The organism is Klebsiella sp. CN_Kp066 (assembly GCF_040065135.1).
GTDB lineage: Bacteria > Pseudomonadota > Gammaproteobacteria > Enterobacterales > Enterobacteriaceae > Klebsiella > Klebsiella oxytoca.
Window position 1 is genome coordinate 232228 of sequence record NZ_JBEAIU010000023.1, and the last position, 21493, is coordinate 253720.

Here is a 21493-nt window from a genome sequence, read left to right on the forward strand (position 1 = left end):
CGCATGACGCAAATAAGCTCGGAACCGGCGCATAACGCCGCCACCTTAAACGATGAGGTGACCCTGGCGCTGCGCGCCATTACTGAAAAACGCGCGGCAACGATCGGTTACCTGTTGGACGAAAGCCGACAGCGCGATATCGCGGATGATTCTGTCCGTGAAGCAATACGCCACTATGGCCGCGATATCGGGCATAAGCTGCGCGCGCAAATGCGCGATCGAAAAGATTTGCAGGAGTTTGCCGGGCTGTTTACCCGCGGTCTGGAATCTCAGGTTTATGAGATGGAGCCCGTTAGCGCCAGCCGGGCCGAATTTATCGTCCTGTTTCACTACTGTCCCTATGTCAACTGCTGGCGGCAGCAGGGGCGAGGCGCCAGCGAAATTGAGACGCTGTGCGATATCTGCATGGAAGGCGATCGTGCGCTAACCGACGCGTTTCCGGGGCTGCATTTAGAGGTGCAGACCGCGCTGGCTCGCGGCGATGCCGCCTGTCGGCTGCGTTTTTATCAGGCAGAGGAGCGGGAGGGCGAATGGCAACCTTAACGTGGGACCACGCGGTCCAGTTTGTTAATCAGCCGGAAGCGGCGGTTCAGGTGTTATGCGGGCAAAAGCTCAACGCGCTGGCCGGTGGGCGCCACCCGGGCTGGGGGACCTGAAATGTGCTGAACTATTTCGGTCTGACCTGGATCGAATTTCTGGCGATTGCCGATGATACAGAGCTGCTTTCCGCCGCGGAGACGTTTTTACTCTCCCGGGATGCGTCACGATTGCTGCCGGATAATGAAACGCTGTATCGGGTGGCGCTGCGCTGCATCCGCTGGGGGAGATTGAACTGCAGCGCGCGGTTTTCACCATACAGCATCCTCAGGCGGTGCGCGACCGCTGGCAGCAGCTGTTTGGTATTACCCCGCAAGGCGGCAGGGGCTGGCGGTGGGCGGTCGAGAGTTTCTTTTCCGCCAGGGCGCGGCGAATCAACTGACTGAACTGGGGTTTCGCGTTGCCGACCCGGCGCTCAAAGGCCGACGCTTTCGCGTTGGCAACGGCGAATATCTTTTTGAATAAGGAGTAATACTCATGGCCAGGATCCATTTTATTGGCGCCGGACAGATGGCGGAGGCGATTATTCGCGCGTCATTAAGCCACGGTGCGCTGCGGGCGGACGCGATCTCGCTCGAGGATATCGACAGCACGCGAGTCGAGGCTCTGCGCGCCCGTTATCGGCTGTCGCGCGACGGTGGTGTAAACGAGGCCTCTTTGCTGGTGCTGGGGATCCGTCCGCAGGACGATCTGGCGGGGGTGGCGAACCGCGTGCGCGCGCAGCTAAACGGCTCGACAACGGTGGTATCTCTGATCGCGGGGGTGACCCTGGAAAAGCTGGCCTCCCTGTTTGGTGCGGCAACGCCGATTGCCAGGGCGATCCCCAATACCCTGACCGATACCGGATTTGGCTATAGCGGCGTGACCTTAAACGCCTACGCCAGCGCGGCTGAGATCGAGCCGTTTCTGCGCGGCTTTGGCAAAGTGCTGTATCTGCCTGAGCGGTTGATCGATATCTTTACCGGCTTTGGCGTCGCGGGACCTAACTATATTTACTACTTTATTGAGTCCCTTACCGATGCCGGCGTACTGGCGGGACTGCCTCGACCCCAGGCAACGGAGGTGGTGCTGGAAAACCTGCTCGGCGCGGTCGAGATGCTGCGCCAAAGCCAGAAGCATCCGCGCCAGCTTCTGGATATCAACAATTCCCCTGCAGGAGTCGGGATCCATGGTCTGTATGAGTTGAACAACAGCGATTTTGCCGCGGGGCTTCAGCGCAGCGTACAGGCGGCGGTCAGGCGCACCCGTGAACTGGGACAGTGCTAAAATCCTTCTTCCCGCGACAGATCGCGCAGCGCGCCCGGCGCCTTTCCGATAATGCGTTTAAAGGCGCGGCTGAAGGCGGCATGAGAACTGTACCCCAGCCTGAAGGCCACTTTTTCCAGCGCCTGACCCTCATGAGAAATGTACTGCACCGCGAGGCGCATACGCAGCTCGGTAAGATAGCGGGCGGGCGTGGTGCCGGTGGCGGAGAGGAAGCGTTCAGCAAATACCGAACGCGAAATTCCCGCTTCGCGGGCCAGATCCTCGACTTTCCAGTTAATGCCCGGCTGCTGATGCATAACGTAAATGGCTTTAGCCAGTTTAGGATCGCGCAGCACCTGTACCCAACCGGTGGCGTTGCCGCAGCCGCACTCCACCCAGCCGCGGACAATCAGCGCGGCGACCACATCGGCCAGCCGCGCCAAAATACCGGCGTAGCCCGCCTGTCGAGTGAGGCTTTCGCGTTCCATGGCTGCCAGCATCGGCGGGATCTCCGGACGGCTGGTCAGCAGGCTGCTGACCAGCATCACTTCGGGCATCGCTTTGACTAACGGCTGCATGCCGCCCAGCTCAAAGTCCATACAGGCGCTGAAGATAATGGCGCTGTCGCTTTTCGCGTCGTTGCAGGCGTTTTTGACGCAGCTTACCGAGTCGCAAACCGGTTCGCTGGGCAGTCTGGACACGTTAACCACCGTTGCCTGGTCATCGGAGAGCAGCACGTGACCATCGCCGTTAGGAATAAACAGCGCATCGCCGCTCTGCAGCATCAGGCGCTGGCCGCTGACCATGCGCAGCAGTACCGGTCCCCGGCTGATAAAGTGGAACTGCGCTTTACCAGGTACGAAGCCGAATTCGACGCCAAAAGGGCGCGAGGTTTCGATGCGGCGGTAGTTGACGCCGGAAAGGCGCATGCCGCGCAGAAGTTCGCTGGTGAGATCGAGGGCGTGCTGAGTCATAACATCATTCCCGGACGAATTATCAATAATCACAGAGTATGTATCATAGATCGTCCGAACAGAACCGCCTAACCTTAACGAAATGTTAATTGTTCTGGAGAGATGTTTATGAGTTCCTGCATTGCAGCTGAAGAGAGCCTGGCCAACGCCAGGCCCGCGTGGCGCGCCGTCTATGCGCTGGCGCTGGGAGTATTTGGCCTGATTGTCGCCGAGTTTCTTCCTGCCAGTTTGTTGACGCCGATGGCGGCAAGCCTGGGCGTTAGCGAAGGCATGGCGGGGCAGGCGGTGACCGCGACGGCGCTGGTGGCGTTAGTTACCGGGCTGCTGATCACCACCGCGACGCGAAATATTGACCGTCGCTGGGTGCTGATGTTCTTCTCCGTTTTGCAAATTATCTCCAGCATGATGGTGGCCTTCGCCGGTTCGCTGGAGTTTTTGCTGCTGGGACGCTTGCTGCTGGGGATCGCCATCGGCGGCTTCTGGTCGATGTCGACTGCGACCACCATGCGTCTGGTTCCGGCGGCGATGGTGCCGAAAGCGCTGGCGATTATCTTTTCCGCCGTTTCCATCGCGACGGTGGTTGCCGCGCCGCTGGGCAGCTATTTCGGCGCGCTGATCGGCTGGCGCAACGTATTTCTTATCTGTGCGCTGCCGAGCGTGGTTGCGCTGCTCTGGCAACTGTGGGTTCTGCCTTCCATGCGGCCGGAGAGCGCGGGCAGCTTTGCCACCCTGGTTAAAGTGCTGCGCCGTCCGGGCATGGTTGGCGGAATGCTGGCGACAATCCTGATTTTTAGCGGCCACTTCGCCTTCTTTACCTATCTGCGTCCGTTCCTCGAAACCGTGGCGCAGGCCAGCGTCGAAGGAGTTTCCCTGATCCTGCTCGGTTTTGGTGTGGCGAACTTTATCGGCACGTCGATTGCCGGACATCTGTTGGCCAGAAGCCTGCGCATGACGCTGGCGCTGGTACCGCTGGCGATGAGCGTGCTGGCGCTGATGATGGTGACGTTCGGCCACTTCGCGCTGCTGGACGGTCTGCTGGTGGCAATGTGGGGCTTCGCCTTTGGCCTGGTGCCGGTGGGCTGGTCTACCTGGCTTGCCACCACGGTGCCGGATGAGGCGGAAAGCGCGGGGGGTCTGCTGGTGGCTTCTATCCAGCTGGCGATTAGCGCCGGTGCCGCCGGCGGCGGGGCGGTGTTCGATCTTAACGGCGCCAGCGGGGTTTTTGTTGGCAGCGGTTTGTTGTTGGTCAGCGCGATGGTGATTGTGCTGTTTGCGGTGAGAGTAAAACCGGTGGCGAGCGAGGAGTAGGGCCTTTCCCGGGCCAGGAAGCCTGCGGATTTTGCAGCCCGGACAGATGTGCAGCATCGCCTCCGGGAAATTCTGCCACTCTGCGCTCTTTTCCCGGGGGCGGCGCAAAGCGCCTGCCCGGGCTACCGGCCCGCAGGCTGCTGGTAACCCGCAACCGGGGGAATGTGCGGAGACGTGGTATTGCTGCGGCTTCTTCCCGGCTCGCGCTGCGCTTAGCCGGGCTACAGGATCGCTGACTGCTGAGAACACGTAGCCCGGACAGATGCGCAGCATCGCCTCCGGGGAGGGGTTAACTCTCTCCGATATCGTCGAGCAGATGCTGCACCAGCAGCGGAACAGGCCGACCGGAAGCGACGCTTTTACCACCTTCTCGCCACAGCGCTGTACCGCTGACGTCCAGATGGGCCCACGGGATCTCCGGCGGACAGAAATGCTGCAAAAGCCAGGCAGCCGAAGCGCTGATCGCTGCGTTATTGCCCGGCGTGTTGCACAGGTCGGCGATTGCGCTTGCGGTCTGTTTCTTCAGCCTGCTATCCAGCGGCAGTGACCAGACCTCATCTCCGCTCTTTAACCCCGCCTCGGTCAACGCCGCTCGTAGCGTGTCGCTTTGGGTCATCAAACCGCTCAAATCATAGCCCAGCGCCTTAACCACCGCGCCGGTGAGGGTCGCAATATCAATAATATAGCGCGCCTGCGGATACCGCTGGCTGGCCCAGGCAATGGCGTCGGAAAGCACCAGACGGCCCTCGGCATCGGTATTATTGATCTCTACCGTCAGGCCATTGCAGGCCCGGGCGACGCTGCCCGGCTGCATGGCGCCGGGACCAATCGCGTTTTCCGCCAGCGCCAGTACCCCCATTACCCGCACCGGTAGCGCCAGCTCGGCGATGCTCAGCATCAGGCCAAGAACGTTGGCTGCACCGCACATATCGTACTTCATGGTGTACATTCCGGCGCCTTCCTTGAGCCACAGCCCGCCGGTATCAAAGGTGATGCCTTTACCGACGTAGCAGCGAACCGGGCCCTCGCTGACGCCCTCATAATGAATCGCCAGCAGGCGCGGCGGGCGTTCGGAACCTTTACCCACCGCATGCAGCAGGCCGAGCCCCTGATCGACAATCGCTTTTTCATCGAGAACTTCGCAGCGCAGAGCAGGAATATCGGCGCACAGACGACGGGCTTCTTCCACCACGTACTGCGGCGTACACTGCTCCGAAGGCAGATCCGCCAGCCGCCGCGCGGCGAGCATACCGTGCGCCGTGGCCCGTTGACGATGGGCGAGGGCATCCAGCGTCGACCGCTGTTCAGGTAAGGCGTAGAGGACCAGCTGACGCAGGCGTGGCCTGACGGCTGTATTCTGATGCAGACCTAAATCAGCAAGCTGCCAGTCGAGATTAAACAGTTCGCGCAGCGCTTTGGTTAACGCGCCGGCGGTCTCTCCCAGCGAACAATCAAGGATAAGCGATTCGCTCACCGGCTGTTTACATAGCGGCCGCAGCGCCTCGCTCAGCCCATCGTTAAGCGCATCCTGCCAGTGCGCCTGCGGGATAAGAGTGATGCGCGCGAAGGGCGAACAGCCGAAGCGGGTGTCAGCCACCTCGCCGCGGGCGGCCTGCGCCGCCATTTCTGTGAGCAGAGTGCTGTCGTTGAGCGGGGCCTGTTTTAATAGCGTGCTGCCCGGCCAGGTCACCAGGTGCGCGCCGTTACAGTCGCTATCCAGTTGATTGATTAAGCGATAATCCAGCATGGTTACTCCTCGATGGGGGCGCGAATGCGTGCGGCATAGGCCTGCATCCATTCGTCGTCCACCGGACGGTAATGGGTTTTCTCCTGCACGCGTTCGGCGCAGAATACGGTGAGCGGCTGCGTCGCGGTGGCGACGACAAAGGAGAAGGTTTTTATATTGGTGGCCGCGCCGAATTCGCCGCGGCGGTTCATGCACACCACCGAGAGATCGCCCGCACGGCCAAAGCGCGACATCAGTTTGTCTTCCAGCTCGCAGACTACCGAGTCCGCCGCCTCCTGCGGCGTCATGCCCTGAGCCATTCGCCGGACAATCTCGTAGCTGGTACAGCCTTTCATCAGATCTTCACCGACGCCGGTCGCCGTAGCGGCGCCGATTTCGCTGTCGCAGTAGAAACCGGAGCCGATAATCGGAGAATCACCGAGCCGCCCGCGCTTTTTCATAAACAGGCCGCTGGTCGAGGTGGCGACGCTCATGGAGCCCTGTTTGTCGAGGCCGATAATGCCTACGGTATCGTGGCCGTCGTAAGGGCTGAGGCCTTTATCCAGCGTTTCGCGACAGCGTTTCCGGTAGTGCTGCATGGCCCGATCGGTCAGCATGGGTTTGGCGGCGAATCCCTGACTGATGGCCCACTCTCTGGCGCCCTGGCCAACCAGCAGACTGTTATAGCGCTGGCGGCTGAGAGCGTGGGCCACTTTGACCGGGTTGGCAATATCCACCAGGTTGCCGACCGCACCGAAGGCGAGGGTATCGCCATGCATAAAGGCGGCATCCAGCTCAACCTCGCCGTTTTCCGTCGGCAGCCCGCCGTAGCCTACCGATTTGTAGAGCGGAAAATCTTCTACCGCCGCCACCGCATCGACCACGGCGCTGGCGGTATCAGCGCCGGCTGCCAGCGCCGTCGCGGCTTCCGTTACCCCTTCCAGCGCCATTCGCCAGGTGGCAATCATTCCCCACATTGGTTTACTCCTGTTTAGCAAGCGTGTTGTCCGTTTCGGTACGGGAGGTTGTCTCCGCCGCGCGATACTGCTTATCGACGATACGCATGAAAGGCAGGTATAGCATGGCGCCAATCAGCAAATTGAGGATCTGCATTACGCTGCCGCTAAGATGTCCGGTCACGATAAACCCGCTGATCACCGGCGGCAGCGTCCAGGGAATAAACACCCCGGTGGTGACGGCCACCGCGCCGATTTTCATCGCCGCGTACTGCACCGTGACCAGCACCAGCGGCACGAGGTTAAAGGGGATCAGCATGATCGGGTTCATGATCACCGGCAGGCCGAAGAGGATGGGTTCGTTGATATTAAAGATGGAAGCGCCGGCCCCGAGGCGGGCGACCTCGCGCATATTTTTACTGCGGGCGAAAATCAGCATGGCGATCACCAGCGACAGCGTTGCGCCCGCGCCGCCCATCCAGATCATATCGAAGAACTGCTCGGTGATAATGTGCGGCGGGGTCACGCCGGCCTGAATCGCGGCGATGTTATCGGTCTGATTTTCCATCCACAAAGGACGAATAATGCCGTTGATCATTGAACCGGAGTTGATGCCGACGGACCACAGAATAGTGATGCTGAATACGGTCATCAGCGCGCCGAAATAGGAGGTACCGTAATGGCGAACCGGCGAGGCGACGACCTCATAAATGAACTGGTGAATAGTGGCGTAGTGCGTGTGTTCAAACCCGATGCGAATCGCCAGGATCAGAATCATCACCAGCAGGGCCGGGATCAGTGCGGCGAAAGACTCCTGCACGGCGGGTGGAACCCCGTCAGGCATCTTAATCACCAGCTTCTTGCGCTTTAACCAGCAGAAGAGTTCGGTCCACAGCAGCGAACCGATCATGGCGACGAACAAACCTTTGGTACCGATCCATTCAACGGGGATCACCGTGATACCGCCGTTTTCAGCGACTTTAATAAAGGGGGTGAGGATCAAAAATCCCACCAGCGAGAGGATGCCGCAGGAGATACGGTCATCCCCGTAGTGCTCCGCCAGGCGGTAGGCCACCAGGAAGCTGATAAACAGCGACATCGTGGAAAATACCGCATTGAACGGGATTTCAATTATCGCACTCCAGCTGGCGCCGAAGGTGCTGGCCATAAACTGCTGATAGCTCTGATTAGGAAACGACGAGATCACCAGCAGAATTGAACCGACAATAATAAAAGGCATGAATGAAACATAGGCGCCACGAATAGCGCCGAGATGACGCTGCTGGGCAGTTTTCGCCGCCAGAGGCATCAGTTTTGCTTCAAGAAATCCCAGAACATTGTTCATTGTGAACTCCGTACAAGATCGACAGGGGCTGTGTGTGTTATCTATGGCGGATTATGCGAGAAAGCGGTGGGCTGAAAGGTGAAGCGGTTCACAATGTCTTCTCTGTAACTATATATCTCATATGATTAGTTATATTTTCCGTCGAGGATTGTATGGAAATAAAGCTGCATGCCAACGCCACCACCACCCCAAGAACGCGAAAATATCTCCAGGAGTCGACGAAAAGCGACCGCGAACTGGCGCAGGAACTGGGTATATCAATCACTACGGTTCGTCGCTGGCGCAACCGCAGCCAGATTTCAGATAATCACACCACGCCACATCTGATACACAAAGTGTTGATACAAGAGCAGGAGGCGCTGATTAACGCTCTGCGCGATATACTGCGTGCGCCGCTGGACGAGCTGCTGTTTATGGTGAATGAAGGGCTGGGTATCACCCTTTCACGGGCCACGCTAAACCGCTATCTTCGCCCGGCCCATGAAGGGCGAAAAAACGCCGCGCCGCAGGGAAAGAAAGCGTTAAAAGCGGGAATGAGGCCGGATACTCTGATGCTGCATTACCGGCAGCTCGCGCTGTCGATGGACGATGGCGGCGAGCATCATCTGCTGTGGGCGCAGGAGCCGATCAGCGGCTGGTGCTTTGGTCGTATCTATTCCGGCATTTCGCCCGCGCTGGTGGATAGCTGGCTGAACCAGGCGCTGGAAGCCTGTCCGGCGCAGATACAATGTCTTGAGACTTATGCTCATAAGGGCTTCGAACCGATACGCGCGGATTTGTCATGCACAACGGTGATCGCGGAGGAGTGCGGGGCGGTACAGCTTAGCGAACGATTGGCCAATATTATCCCGGCGCTGGATGAGCCTGACGCAACGCTGCAGCGACTGTGCACGCTGTGGAACCAGGGACGGGCGCAAAAGAAACTGGGTGACAATACGCCGCAGGGCTTTCTTGCCTCGCTCAATCAGATCTAAATTCAGCGACAGGATCAGGGGCGGTCTCCGCATTGACTAAGAACCGTCACCTTCTCCGACGGCAACAAAGCCCTTTGCTTGTCGGCCCGCGTCAGCCGCTGTGCCGGTCAGCCGTTTCGCAGGCCATCAACCGCGCTGGCGCTTAGAACCATAACCGATTTTACGCTTACGGCAATCATGTCGATGATGGCCTGACGTGGGCCTTCGCGCCACGCGGGGCTACTGTAAAAGCGCTCCTGGGAAGCGTTTAAATGCGCCAGGTCGTCATAAGCCCGAATCAGGTAATAAGCGTCGTTGTCTTCCACCGAATTGCCAAAGGAGACGATATCCATCCCGGCGGCGCGATGGCGGGGGGCGCTTTGCTCCTGCATTATGCGGTGAAAATCATTCCCGGTACCGGGTTTAAGGGTATAAAGCAAAAACTCTACCGTTTTCATCCTGAACTTTCCTTTCAAAACCGCCGAGTGGGCTGGCAATAGAACACAGCGTCGGCCTGAATACAACTCCGCCAGAACCTAACGCCTCTCCCGGGCAGTATTATCGATCGCGGGTTGCCAACGCCCGGCAATAATTGATATGTTATATTATAACAAATAAAGCATTATAAAATATGTGACTATTAACCTTTCTTTTTAAATGATAATGATTATCATCTATGCGGGTGAGAATAATTGATTGCGAGCGCATTTTGCCAGGCCGCTCGGCAGAGAGCAGGAGAAGAGGCTAATGGAGAGGCGTTTGACAAATGGGAGTAGGGCCAGCGAAGCGGTGCTTAGCGTCAATATCGCATCGCTACCGCGTCCTGGCGGCGGCGCGCTTCTTACGGATATTCATTTCCACGCCAGAAAAGGAGAGTGCCTGGCGGTGATTGGGCCTAACGGCAGCGGCAAAACCTCCTTATTACGGGCGATAGATCAGCAGCTGACGACGCGGGAGGGCGAGATTCGCTTGAATGGCCGCTCGGTTTCAGCGTTAACCCGCCAGCAGCGTGCCCGGCAGATCGCGGTCCTGGCGCAGAATGATGCCCCGGATATGCGGCTGGCGCTTGAGGATTATGTCGCCCTCGGGCGGATCCCCCACGCCAGGGAGATGTCGCGTCGTGACCATGACATCATCGTGACCCGGGCGATTAATGATACGGGACTACAGAGGCTGCGAACGCGCTCGCTATCGGCATTATCCGGCGGTGAGAGGCAGCGCGCCGCGCTGGCGCGGGTACTGGCCCAGTCGCCAGAACTGGTGTTGCTCGACGAGCCTACCAACCATCTCGATCCCCCGGGTCGGGTTGAGCTTCTTTCTTTAGTTAAAAACCAGGGGATCACGGTCGTCGCGGTATTGCACGACCTTTCGCTGGTGGAGTCCTTTGCCGACCGGGTTTTGCTTTTATCGCAGGGGCGCGCCGCAGCCTGGGATGTGCCCGAGCGCGTCCTTATTTCGGAACAGCTCTATCCCGTCTTCGGCTTAACCAGCTTTACCGTGCCGCATCCCGAGACCGGGAAGGCGCTGCGGATTTTTGAAGTTCCAGGCTATGCGTAATCAATTTTGAGGATGACGAAGAATGAATAAATGGCTTGCCGGCATGATGGCGATTTTTTCTATTACAGCGGCGAACGCAGGAGATTTTCCTGTCACCATTGAGAGTTGCGGAACGCCCGTAACCTTTACCCAGGCGCCGAAAAGGGCGGTCATACACGATCTAAATATGTCTGAAATGGCTTTTGCTCTCGGTTTACAGGACCGTATCGTGGGTTTAACCGGGATTAGCGGATGGTACAAAATGACGCCGCAATTTAAACAGCAGATGGGGGCGATTCCTGAGCTGGCGCCGAAGTATCCCTCGCTGGAAACGCTGCTGGCGGCTAATCCGGACTTCTTTTTCGCGGGCTGGAATTACGGCATGAAAGTGGGCGGAGAAGTCACCCCTTCCGTGCTGGCTAAATACGGTATCAAGACCTTTGTTCTGAGTGAGAGCTGCGTGTTTACCGCTAAGGACAAACGAAAAGCCAGCATGGACCTGCTGTATAACGATGAGCTGACGCTGGGCAAAATTTTCGGCAAACAGCGGGAAGCGCAGGCGCTGGTCGACGGCTGGAAAAAAACGCTCAATGCGCTGCCCAGGCCGCCGCAGGGCGTGCAGCCGTTGAAGGTGTTTGTTTATGATTCCGGCGAAGACAAGCCCTTTACCAGCGGGCGCTATGCTATGCCGACCGCGATTATCGAAGCGGCCGGAGGTCAAAACGTCATGGATGGCCTCGAAATAAGCTGGGGCACCACCTCATGGGAAAGCGTCGCGACGGCGGAACCCGACTTTATTATTCTTCTCGACTATCAGACCGGAAGCGGCGCCGACGCGCTGCGCCGCTTCCTCGAAAATCATCCGTTAATGAAGCAGACCCCGGCGGTGAAACACCAGCGTTATCTGAAGCTGCAGTATGCTGAATTGACGCCCGGTCCGGCAAATATTAAAGCGGCCGAAAAGCTGGCCCATGCGATGTATCCAGCGGCTAACCAATGAGTTCAACGCCATATCGTTACTACTGGGCCGCGTGGGGCGCGCTACCGGTGTTAGCCGGGTTGATGCTGCTAAGCGTGGCGAAAGGCAGCGTACCGCTATCGCTGACGCAGGTTCTGGGGGCTTTACGGCTGCTTGATGTGCCAGTTTCGGACATGATGGCCCGTATCGTCATTGATTTGCGCGTGCCGCGAACGCTGCTGTCGGTGCTGACCGGGGCGGTGCTGGCAATGGTAGGCGGCCTTTTACAGACCACCACGCGCAACGATCTGGCCGATCCTTTTCTGTTCGGGCTCTCCTCCGGGGCATCGGCGGGGGCGGTGCTGGTGATTACCCGGTTCGGCGAGCGGCTAGGGGGGCTGACGCTGCCGGTGTCAGCATTTGTCGGCGGGATCTGCTCTGCGGTGGCGGTGATGCTGCTGTTTCATTTTAAAAAGCAGCGCGGCGCCGAGCATTTAGTCATTTGCGGGCTGGCTATCTCCTTTTTATTCGGCGCGCTGACCAGCTATTTGATTTTCTCCGGCGACCAGCGGGCCGCCAGTTCAGTGCTGTTCTGGTCGCTGGGCGGCCTAGGCCTGGCGCGGTGGGATAATTTACCTTATGCCGTATTCAGTCTGCTATTTCTCTGCGCTTTTATCCTGTTACGCTGGCGATCGCTGGATGGCCTGTTGGCCGGAGAACAGACCGCGCAGTCGCTGGGCATCAACGTCAGCCGCCTGCGAATGGAGGTGTTTTTCTGCTGCGCGCTGGCGACATCGCTGCTGGTGGCCTTAACCGGAGTGATCGGCTTTATCGGGCTGATGGTGCCGCATATGTGCCGCTACTTTTCCGGGGTTAAGCATCTGCGGTTGCTGCCTTTATGTGGTCTGTGGGGAGCTGTACTGCTGTGCGGCGGCGACATTGTCAGCAGGACGCTGCTGGCCCCGCAGGAGCTGCCTATCGGGATCATTACGGCCGGCATCGGCGGACTGTTTATTATTATTCTGCTGGCCCGGAGCCGGGCATAATCTTTATCAGCGCCGGGCCGCAAGCCCGGCATTTTCATCTGCTGCCCCACCTAAACGAATGGCAAACAAACCCTCAGAAATTCGATCTCGCCGTCACGTCGCGGTACGTGCAACACCTTGATAACCGAATTTATCTGTTTATAAAGCGTTTTCTCCAATGTAATTGGTTGAATATATTCTGCATGACAGAATGTTCTCCTGTTCATTTCTTTGCAACTGACGTTTAATGAGAAAAATCCTAAAGAAAAGGGAGGTATGGTTGCCGTCGTTGGGGGCGCGAAATGTCGACAGGGTAAATTTTACGGGGATTTATCTGAAATTTGCTCGTCTGGACAATAAATATTAATCAAACCTATAATTCACCCGCTTCACTCATGGGTATATTCCCATGGCGCGTATTATACGCATTTCTATAAAGGATGATTGCACTTTCGTGAGGGAACGGAATGTTAACTATTTTCAGCCATAATCATTTTTTTAAAAAAGCCATGCGTCTGAAAATAAATGATATAAAAGCGGTCAGAAAGGCGAATCTCGTCGATCTGTGCTTAACCAGATACTCATCCAGCAGCCATGCGCAGTTTCATTTTTTGATAAACAGCTTTGAAATGAAAAAGAATTTTGTGTGTTTCAAGGTGGAAGGCAATATCATTTGCTTGATCAACAAGAGGCGCACCGCGCACATCGCCAGTATTATCGCCAGAGTCACTGACGGTATCCCTGTCGGTGAGGACATCACCCTAACGGAAAGAGAATTCCAGTATATTTTTATTATGAAATTTAACGTGCTGGCAAAAGACTATCCGGAACTGCTCGGCATCTCACCTAAAGCCTACAGCAACTATAAAAGAAGATTAATTGATAAATTCGGTTTTAACTCATTTCATGCGCTGTTGGCGCTGTCTAATTATTTACACGCTTTTTCGCTGATTGATAAATTCACCCCAGACTAATTGCCCGCGATGATACTGCGCGCAGGCTAATCCTGTTAATTACCGTCAACCTCCTGGTTTCAGTGCGCCGTTCTATCACCGTGCCATCGCTTCCGGCGCCCACTTTCCGGCTGGGCGAGCGTCGATGCCAGGCTACAGGTTTATTTGTTTACCCGGCCAATGATTTGCATAAAGCGCAGCTGCTGACCCAGCTCATCACTTCTCATGGCGGCATCGGTAGCGGCAAAATCATTATCGCACTTTTGCCACTCTAGCCACGCCTGACGGCCGGATGCCATATGACGGCACTGATTGACCGCAAGATGCTGGCTCCCGGACCAGATTGCGCGCCAGCGGTCGGTGGTAAAAAGGGCGATGCCGCTAGCAATGAGCGCATGGATTTCAGGTCGCGTTTCAGCATCGCTGCTGCGCAGACCCGGGATGACAATAGCCACCGTTCCGCCGCCTTTGACATAAGGCGCAATGCGCTGGTCAAAGAACAGGGCATCGCGGGCAAAATAGTGCCAGGCATTGATACTGACCACGGCATCAAAGGCGTCGCGGGCAAAAATACCCAGTCCCGGCAGGGTGCTGATATCAAGATTGATCGGGGTGATTTTATTGTCCATGCCCGCTGCCGCAAAACGCCGGGCGTTATCGTCGGCGCGAACCCACAGATCCGCCGCGACCACCTCCACGCCGAATTCCGTCGCCAGATACATCGAAGATAACCCTGTCCCACAGCCCAGATCGAGAATACGCATTCCAGGCCACAGTTCCAGGGAGCGGCTAAGCTCTTCAACCAGCCTTAATACATTTGGCCCCATCATATTTTGTTTGACATACGTCTGCGGGCAATTCGCCGGACTAAATTTATTCATCATCACCTTCATCCCTTGAAAATAGAGTCGTTGCTATCCGTTTCACACAATTTCTAAACAAATCTTAAACCGCCGGGCTATAATGAATGTGGATTTTGTAAAGAACTTTCAATAACGCCAGGGCTTATCTTGATACTGAAATTAATTCTGAATGCGAAAATCAGAATATACCTTTGAAAACACGAACTGGCGAATCAGGATGTTTATGATTAAGGATTTTCTGAAGAAATAATTATTCATAACATTATGATTTATATGTATTTTAACAAATTGAAATCTTTAATTATTCTTATCATTAGAATTTCCCTATGAGAAATTATTTATTTTGGTTAAATCTGCTGATTCCAGGGGTTGTACAAGGTGTGATTTAGAATGATTGCGGGATCAGAACGGGGTTAATTGATGTGTGTCAATTAACAACCACCGTTTTCGTCACAGTTATTGTATTTGGTATAAAAATTCGGAACTTTTAATTTCAAGTATCTTTGCGAATTATCGCATAATGGTCTCGCTCAGAAGGTATCTGAGATTTGATATTCTATTAATAGTTAGGGACGAAATAATATGAAATTAAAATTACTAACAGTGGCCGTCTCTACACTTCTTGCTGCAGGAACCGTGCAGGCAGCTGAGGTGTATAACAAGGACGGAAACAAACTCGACCTCTATGGGAAAGTGACCGGCCTGCATTATTTCTCCAGCGATAAGTCAGAAGATGGCGATCAGACCTATGCCCGTCTGGGCTTCAAAGGTGAAACGCAGATCAACGACCAGCTGATCGGCTACGGCCAGTGGGAATATAACTTCAGCGCCAATAACGTTGAAGGCGACAACTCCGGCGACAAAACGCGCCTTGCGTTTGCTGGCCTGAAGTTTGGCGAATTTGGTTCTCTGGACTACGGTCGTAACTACGGCGTTGCCTATGATATCGGCGCCTGGACCGATATGCTGCCGGAGTTCGGCGGTGATACCTGGACCCAGACCGACGTCTTTGCCACCGCGCGTACCACCGGCGTTGCCACTTACCGTAACAACGGTTTCTTCGGTCTGGTTGACGGTCTGAATATCGCCGTACAGTACCAGGGTAAAGAAGAGGGCAACGACCGCGATCTGGCGAAACAGCATGGCGACGGCTGGGGTATGGCCTCGACCTATGAGTACGAAGGATTTAGCGCAGGTGCGGCCTACGCGGCATCCGATCGTACCGATGCGCAGGTCAGGGAAGGTCGCGTCAATCCAGACTTCTACGCCCGTGGCGAAAAAGCGGAAGTGTGGGCGGCCGGTCTGAAGTACGATGCCAATAACATCTACCTGGCGACTACCTATGCGGAAACCCGCAACATGACTAAGTTCGGTAAAGGCTATATTGCCAACACCGCGCAGAACTTTGAAGTGGTTGCTCAGTATCAGTTTGATTTCGGCCTGCGTCCGTCCATCGCCTACCTGAAATCAAAAGGCAAAGATCTGGGCCGCTATGGCGACCAGGATCTGGTTGAATACGTTGATGTAGGCGCGACTTACTACTTCAACAAGAACATGTCTACCTACGTGGACTATAAAATCAACCTGCTGGATGACAGCAGGTTCACCAAAGATGCCAGCATCAGCACCGATAACATCGTTGCCGTGGGCATAACTTACCAGTTCTAAAATTCAGCCTTTTATCAGCCATGCCTGCCAGCTTACCCTCCTGGCAGGCATTTTTTATGGTGGCGAGCGGGCGATAATAAAAAGCCCGGCGCCGTTTCCCGCGCCGGGCAGAGTGAGAAGAGAGGGAATTTACGGCGCGGTAGTGAAAAACTCGCCGAATTTCACCGCCAGCCAGCCCACCGGCGTGGTGGCTCCGCCAACGATATTGGTAATTTCCGCCATCCCCTCCGGCACAGGAATATTAGAGTTGACCGCCGCCTGGGTGTATTCCCGCGAAATATCCGTTCCGACGTACAAAATGCAGGTGACCACCAGCGTGCCGGTGATAAACATGCGGAACATATTACGTTTGCAAAACGGCGTTACCATCGCCAGCAGGAACATCAGGGAGGCCAGATCGACAAACGGCAGCACGCGGTTGCCTGGCAGAATAATCGCCAGCACCACCGCCATAGGGATCAGCAGCAGGCCGGTTGCCAGCACCGAAGGTTCGCCAATAAGCAGTGCGGTATCCATGCCGATATAGAAGTCGCGGTTGGGGAATTTCGCCTTCAGCTTCGCTTCCGCGGCATCGCGCACGATCAGCAGGCCCTGCACTAAAATTTCGATCATTTTCGGTAGCAACAGCATGGCGGCGGAAACTTTAATCGCCAGCGATACCGCCGCCGAGACATCGTACCCGGCCAGGAAGGCCAGCAGCAGCCCCAGCACGAAGCCCAGAGTGAGTGGCTCCCCGAAGACGCCGAATTTTTTATTAATGCTTTCCGGGTCGAAATTAATTTTATTGATCAGCGGGATCTTATCAATAATATAGTTACAGGCAATACCAAACGGCACGTAGGTTATACAGGTAAGATGGGGAAATGATATCCCTTGCAGATTATAGTTTTTTTGCAGATAGGGTGCGGTTAAATCCGCCGCCAGTAGCGTTAAGATAAATATGCCGAAAGTAATGCCGACGGAGAGCCAGTAGTTACCGGTACCGGCATAGACGACTGAACCCATAATCAGGAAAATCCAGTAGTTGAATATATCGATATTTACCGTTTTGGTTAATTTCAGCAGCAGCATGGCAATATTGATAACGATAAATCCCACCACTACCGGCAGCATCAGCGGCGAGCCCCAGCCGATAGTCGAGGCGGTCGGCCAGCCGGTATCGACCACCGTCAGGTGCAGGCCGATACGCTCTACCATGGCCTGCGATGCCGGCCCGAGGTTGGTTAATAGCAGGCCGATCACCAGTCCCACCCCTTCAAAGCCGATACCTACCAGCATCCCGGCTTTAAATGCGGTGCCGATTTTAACCCCAAAGCACAGTGCGATAATAAAGAATATTACTGGCATCATCACTGATGCCCCCAGGCTAATAATGCTGTTGATAATATCCATAATATTTCCTTAAAAGGCGGCCGAATTGGGCGCGAGCGAACCCGTGCCCAATGGGCCGTTGCAAAAACCTTAAGCGGCTCTTTTAATATTTAACCGAGTTGCTTCAGCAATATCTCTGAAAAAATCTTCGGCGAATTGCTGAAGGCATCAATGGTACTGCCGGCAATATGCGGCGTTATCGTGACGTTATTCAGCGAATAAAACGCGCTATCGTCCGGCAGCGGCTCGTCATCAAAAGTGTCGAGGGCAGCGCCCATGATTTTACCCGCCCGAAGCGCGGCGATCAGATCGCCTTCATTAATTAACCCGGAGCGCGCCGTGTTGACGATGATGGCGCTCTCCTTCATTAATTCAAAATGATGGGCGTTGATCAGGTTTTCCGTTTCCGGGGTCATACGGGCATGCAGCGAAATCACATCCGCACGGCGCACCAGTTCGTCGAGAGTATCCACCTTTTCATAACTTTCATGGCCGGGGACGTACTTATCGTAAAAGATAATCTCGCTGCCGAAACCGCGCAGGAAGCCAGCCACCAGCTGCGCGATATGCCCCAGCCCGACCAGACCTACCACTTTGCCGCCCAGTTCAGGAATGGCCCGGTGGTTAGGACTCTCTTTGCGCCAGAACTTATCGCGCAGCGCATCGTGTGAGCGGGCGATATTGCGCATTTCCGCCAGAATCATCCCGACGGTAAATTCCGCCACGCTGCGGGCGTTACGCCCCGGCGTGTTCATCACCTCAATTCCGCGCGCTTTTGCCTCCTCCTGATTAACGTTTTCAATCCCGCCGCGCAGCACCCCGACGTATTTAAGCTTTGGCAGCTTGTCGAATACCGCCGCGTTAACCGGGGCGAACTGGACTATCAGGATCTCCGTCTCCTCAGCACCCTGAAGCAGAGCGGCAGGCAGCGCCAGCGCCTCAGAACCTTGCTGTTCAACCAGTAAATTATCCTCCTGCAGTTTTTCAATTGACTCGTGCGACCATTCGCGTACTTCCACTGCAATACCTTTATCTTTGAGCGCTTTCAGACCCGCGTCCATCATCGCTGCATTGATAAACAGATCGGCAATTGCCAGACATTTCATAATCATTCTCCATAAATTAACGCATCAACATACCGCCGGTGACATCCAGAGTCGCTCCCGTCATATAGCGGGTTTTCGGTGAGACCATGAAGACGCCGATGTCGGCAATTTCGTGCGGTTGGGCCACCCGGCCTACCGGTATACGGCTGACGTAATAGTCAGGATTCTGTTCAATGTTTTTACGGATCATCGCGGTATCCATGATGCCGACGGCGATGTTGTTGACATTGATTTTCTGCTTCGCCACCTCGCGCGCCAGCGAGATTGAGAAGGCCACCAGACCCGCCTTACTGGCCGCGTAATGAGCATGACCGGTGGTTGAACCGTGGAAGGCCGCCTGAGACGTGATATTCAGAATACTGCCGGCCTGATCTTTCGCCAGGCAGTGGTTGACAAACAGCTGGCTCAGGTGGAACACCGCCTTCAGGTTGACGTTCATCACGCTATCCCACTCCTGCTGGGTGATTTCAGTGACGTAACCGCTCAGCCAGATCCCGGCGTTATTGACCAGAATATCGGCGTTCCCCAGGCGTTCGAGGCAGGTCGCGAACAGATTCTCCCGGCTATGCTCGTCGGAAAGATCGGTTTTCACCGCAATAATTTCGACGCTGGCGCTACTTTTTACCGTAGCGATCAGCTGTTCCGGGCGCTCCTCATCACGCATATAGGTGAAACAGATGTTGACCCCTTCTCGGGCGAGTGAAAGGACAAACTCTTTGCCGAGGCCCGTAGCGCCTCCGGTAACGATAGCCGTGCGGTGGTGTAAATTCAGATCCATACTTTCCTCACTTAATGCGTGATGTAGTTACTGCAGCTTTTCCACGGAGACTGCATTTCCGATAGCAGGTTTTTGTAAAGCTGATACTTATCCTGATAGACCTTGTTGCTGTCCGGGTCCGGTGTAACCGTTCGCGAAACGTGAACCATCTCATTTGAGGCGGCAAAGACGTCATCAAACCAGCCAACCATTACTGCGGCGGTCATCGCGGTGCCCAGCGTGCCGTGCTCTTTCACGTCGACAATCTCCAGGGTGGACTGGAAAATGTCGGCGAATATCTGCAGCCAGACCGCTGAGTTAGTCACGCCGCCCGCAATCCGGATGGTGCGGCTGAGCTGCGGGTTAATATTGCGTAACCGTTCGGTGTGATACAGGTGGCTGAAAGCAACCCCTTCATATATCGCGCGTAAAAAATGCGCTTTTTTGTGGAAACTATTCAGGCCGATAAACCCCGCAGAGGCGTCCGGGATGGTGTTGGAACCGAAGACAAACGGGAAGAACAGCAGGTGGCTCTCCGCGGGCGTGGTTGTGGAGACCAGCTCATTGCACAGATCGTAGACTGACGATCCCTGCGCAGCGGCGGCGGTGCGATCGCTCTCCATAAAGTTATTGATAAACCACTCCAGATTACTGGCGGAGGTGGGGCTTGCCTCGGTAATTAACCATTTGCCCTCAATCGGATAAATCGAGGTCATAAAGAGATCCTGGTCAATAACCGGATGGTCGGTCACGTATTCGTTAATGCTCCATGTTCCGGTAATAATTGCCAGCTTATCCAGGGTATTGATACCGGATGCGACAGATGACGCCGAGATATCAAACACCCCGCCCGAGACCGGCGTTCCGGCACGCAATCCGGTGAGCTGCGCGACGTCTTCGGTAATGTAACCGCAGCAATCGGTGGAGAGCTTGATGGGCGGAAGCTTATCGCGCAGATCGCCGAGTCCCCACCAGGCCAGCAGCGAGGCGTCATAGTCGCGGTCGCGAACGTTGATCAGGTTGGTTCCTGAGATATCGGTAAGTTCGAGAAAAGCTTCGCCGGTCAGATAAAAACGAATCAGATCTTTGACCATGAAAATGTAGCGCGCTTTACACAGTGTTTCAGGCTCGTTCTCTTTCAGCCAGGCGAGGAGGGCGACGGGCTGCCCGGCCCAGATAGACTGCATAGTTTTGGGCAAAATATCGCTAACAAACGTCGGGTCGCGGTACCACTTTTCTACCCAGGCCTTAGCCCGGCTATCGGTGGAGATAATTCCGTTGCGCACCGGGTCACCGGTTTCGTCCACCATATAAAGCCCGTTGCCGTGACCGGTTACCGCCACGCCTTTGATTTGGCTGGCGTCGATACCCGACTGCGCGATGGCTTTTTTAATGACTTCGACGTTAGCCGCCCAGAGTTCGTTGATATCCCGCTCGGTATGAAATTCCTTCGGGGTCAGCATTTGCGTTGATTTCGACGCGCTGGCCACCACGTTGCCGGCGCGATCGTAAATCGCCGCTTTTGTAACGGTGCCGCCGTTATCAATGCCCATGACATAGTGTTGTTTCATTCGCGTGGACTCCTTATGAGTTACCATAAACCGGGTTCGCTGGTGGTAATGCCTTTAAATCCGGCATGGAAAATTTTATCTACAAGGTATTTCCGCTTAACAAAGCCTCCGGCGATGAATATCACATCAAAGCCTTTTAAATTCCGGCTAATCAATTCCAGACACTGGCAGGCATATTCAGCAGGTAAGATTTCAATAGCATCTGGCGGGTTATGCTTAACAATATCGATGGAGTGATCCAGCGAGCGCGAGTCGATGAGCAGTACCCGAAAGATAGTTAACAATCCCTCTTTTTTGGCATAGCGTAGGGCCGAGAGATTGGACGAAATAACACCATCAACCTTGTAGTAATTTTTGAGCAAACTAATACCCGCCTGGTCAGGTTTAAAACCACCCAGTAGCTCGAGGTGAATAAGCACTTTCTTGCCACTCTGATGACATTTACCGATCAACGATTGCAGATTGCCAATATTCGCCTCGGATAACAGTACGTATTCTGATGCGCAGGCCAGCGCCTGTTCAAAATGTTTATATTTTCTGATTGAAGGAATGATGGTGTTATTTAAGAGCATATTAATATC

General features: G+C 55.2%; 21 protein-coding genes and 1 pseudogene. 11 read left to right on the plus strand and 11 right to left on the minus strand.

The window, feature by feature from the left end:
- Positions 1–3 precede the first annotated feature (3 nt).
- From ABLV75_RS04075 to ABLV75_RS04090, 4 genes and pseudogenes are all read left to right on the plus strand, one after another.
- Positions 4–543 carry an L-2-amino-thiazoline-4-carboxylic acid hydrolase gene (locus tag ABLV75_RS04075; RefSeq protein WP_004102260.1) on the plus strand — a complete coding sequence of 180 codons (540 nt, stop codon included), beginning with the start codon at positions 4–6 and terminating at the stop codon, positions 541–543.
- On the plus strand, positions 531–656 hold the full coding sequence (locus ABLV75_RS04080; protein ID WP_004102259.1) for a hypothetical protein: 126 nt from the start codon (positions 531–533) through the stop codon (positions 654–656). The genes ABLV75_RS04075 and ABLV75_RS04080 overlap by 13 nt, the downstream gene beginning before the upstream one ends.
- A gap of 3 nt (positions 657–659) precedes the next feature.
- A pseudogene (locus ABLV75_RS04085) lies at positions 660–1062 on the plus strand (hypothetical protein).
- Between the two features lie 12 nt (positions 1063–1074).
- Positions 1075–1863 (plus strand): pyrroline-5-carboxylate reductase, encoded by a 789-nt coding sequence (locus ABLV75_RS04090; protein ID WP_004102258.1) that lies wholly within the window; start codon positions 1075–1077, stop codon positions 1861–1863.
- Here ABLV75_RS04090 and ABLV75_RS04095 read toward each other — a convergent pair.
- Complete coding sequence (locus ABLV75_RS04095; protein ID WP_004102257.1) at positions 1860–2816, minus strand: AraC family transcriptional regulator; 957 nt, start codon at positions 2814–2816, stop codon at positions 1860–1862. The genes ABLV75_RS04090 and ABLV75_RS04095 overlap by 4 nt on opposite strands.
- 108 nt (positions 2817–2924) lie before the next feature.
- On the opposite strand from ABLV75_RS04095, the gene ABLV75_RS04100 reads away from it, so the two are divergent.
- Positions 2925–4124: an MFS transporter gene (locus ABLV75_RS04100; RefSeq protein ID WP_004102256.1), complete on the plus strand. Its 1200-nt coding sequence runs from the start codon at positions 2925–2927 to the stop codon at positions 4122–4124.
- Positions 4125–4413: 289 nt separating this feature from the next.
- On the opposite strand, the gene ABLV75_RS04105 is transcribed toward ABLV75_RS04100, so the two are convergent.
- From ABLV75_RS04105 to celB, 3 genes are read right to left on the minus strand one after another with little or no spacing between them, the layout of a single operon-like run.
- Entirely contained in the window at positions 4414–5871 is a 1458-nt protein-coding gene (locus ABLV75_RS04105) for a leucyl aminopeptidase family protein (RefSeq protein ID WP_004102255.1), read from the minus strand.
- A 2-nt stretch (positions 5872–5873) separates the two neighbouring features.
- A complete protein-coding gene (locus ABLV75_RS04110) occupies positions 5874–6827 on the minus strand; it encodes a N(4)-(beta-N-acetylglucosaminyl)-L-asparaginase (RefSeq protein WP_004102254.1) in 954 nt (317 codons plus the stop codon).
- Between the two features lie 4 nt (positions 6828–6831).
- The gene (celB, locus tag ABLV75_RS04115; RefSeq protein ID WP_004102253.1) at positions 6832–8151 is read right to left on the minus strand and encodes a PTS cellobiose transporter subunit IIC; all 1320 of its coding nucleotides are present in this window, start codon (positions 8149–8151) and stop codon (positions 6832–6834) included.
- Between the two features lie 152 nt (positions 8152–8303).
- On the opposite strand from celB, the gene ABLV75_RS04120 reads away from it, so the two are divergent.
- On the plus strand, positions 8304–9125 hold the full coding sequence (locus ABLV75_RS04120; RefSeq protein WP_004102252.1) for a hypothetical protein: 822 nt from the start codon (positions 8304–8306) through the stop codon (positions 9123–9125).
- A gap of 107 nt (positions 9126–9232) precedes the next feature.
- Here ABLV75_RS04120 and ABLV75_RS04125 read toward each other — a convergent pair whose 3' ends face one another.
- Positions 9233–9562, minus strand: a complete 330-nt coding sequence (locus ABLV75_RS04125; RefSeq protein WP_004113205.1) for an NIPSNAP family protein — start codon at positions 9560–9562, stop codon at positions 9233–9235.
- A 289-nt stretch (positions 9563–9851) separates the two neighbouring features.
- On the opposite strand from ABLV75_RS04125, the gene ABLV75_RS04130 reads away from it, so the two are divergent.
- From ABLV75_RS04130 to ABLV75_RS04145, 4 genes are all read left to right on the plus strand, one after another.
- Positions 9852–10661 (plus strand): ABC transporter ATP-binding protein, encoded by an 810-nt coding sequence (locus ABLV75_RS04130; protein WP_004102250.1) that lies wholly within the window; start codon positions 9852–9854, stop codon positions 10659–10661.
- Positions 10662–10683: 22 nt separating this feature from the next.
- On the plus strand, positions 10684–11640 hold the full coding sequence (locus tag ABLV75_RS04135) for an ABC transporter substrate-binding protein (RefSeq protein ID WP_004102249.1): 957 nt from the start codon (positions 10684–10686) through the stop codon (positions 11638–11640).
- Positions 11637–12644 carry an iron ABC transporter permease gene (locus ABLV75_RS04140; protein WP_004102247.1) on the plus strand — a complete coding sequence of 336 codons (1008 nt, stop codon included), beginning with the start codon at positions 11637–11639 and terminating at the stop codon, positions 12642–12644. Before ABLV75_RS04135 ends, ABLV75_RS04140 begins: the two co-directional genes overlap by 4 nt.
- A gap of 446 nt (positions 12645–13090) precedes the next feature.
- Positions 13091–13597, plus strand: a complete 507-nt coding sequence (locus ABLV75_RS04145) for a hypothetical protein (protein WP_004102245.1) — start codon at positions 13091–13093, stop codon at positions 13595–13597.
- 140 nt (positions 13598–13737) lie between these two features.
- On the opposite strand, the gene ABLV75_RS04150 is transcribed toward ABLV75_RS04145, so the two are convergent.
- Entirely contained in the window at positions 13738–14460 is a 723-nt protein-coding gene (locus tag ABLV75_RS04150) for a methyltransferase domain-containing protein (RefSeq protein WP_004102243.1), read from the minus strand.
- A 561-nt stretch (positions 14461–15021) separates the two neighbouring features.
- Here ABLV75_RS04150 and ompC point away from each other — a divergent pair.
- The gene (gene ompC, locus ABLV75_RS04155; protein ID WP_004102242.1) at positions 15022–16107 is read left to right on the plus strand and encodes a porin OmpC; all 1086 of its coding nucleotides are present in this window, start codon (positions 15022–15024) and stop codon (positions 16105–16107) included.
- A 129-nt stretch (positions 16108–16236) separates the two neighbouring features.
- Here the strand turns inward: ompC and ABLV75_RS04160 are convergent, their stop codons facing one another.
- The 5 genes from ABLV75_RS04160 to ABLV75_RS04180 form a co-directional block, all read right to left on the minus strand.
- A complete protein-coding gene (locus tag ABLV75_RS04160; protein ID WP_004113196.1) occupies positions 16237–17499 on the minus strand; it encodes a PTS transporter subunit IIC in 1263 nt (420 codons plus the stop codon).
- An 89-nt stretch (positions 17500–17588) separates the two neighbouring features.
- Entirely contained in the window at positions 17589–18584 is a 996-nt protein-coding gene (locus tag ABLV75_RS04165) for a 2-hydroxyacid dehydrogenase (RefSeq protein ID WP_004102238.1), read from the minus strand.
- 16 nt (positions 18585–18600) lie between these two features.
- The gene (locus ABLV75_RS04170; RefSeq protein WP_004102236.1) at positions 18601–19362 is read right to left on the minus strand and encodes an SDR family oxidoreductase; all 762 of its coding nucleotides are present in this window, start codon (positions 19360–19362) and stop codon (positions 18601–18603) included.
- A gap of 11 nt (positions 19363–19373) precedes the next feature.
- The gene (locus ABLV75_RS04175) at positions 19374–20912 is read right to left on the minus strand and encodes an FGGY-family carbohydrate kinase (protein WP_004102234.1); all 1539 of its coding nucleotides are present in this window, start codon (positions 20910–20912) and stop codon (positions 19374–19376) included.
- A gap of 20 nt (positions 20913–20932) precedes the next feature.
- Positions 20933–21484 (minus strand): glycerol-3-phosphate responsive antiterminator, encoded by a 552-nt coding sequence (locus ABLV75_RS04180; RefSeq protein WP_004102232.1) that lies wholly within the window; start codon positions 21482–21484, stop codon positions 20933–20935.
- Between the last annotated feature and the right edge of the window lie 9 nt (positions 21485–21493).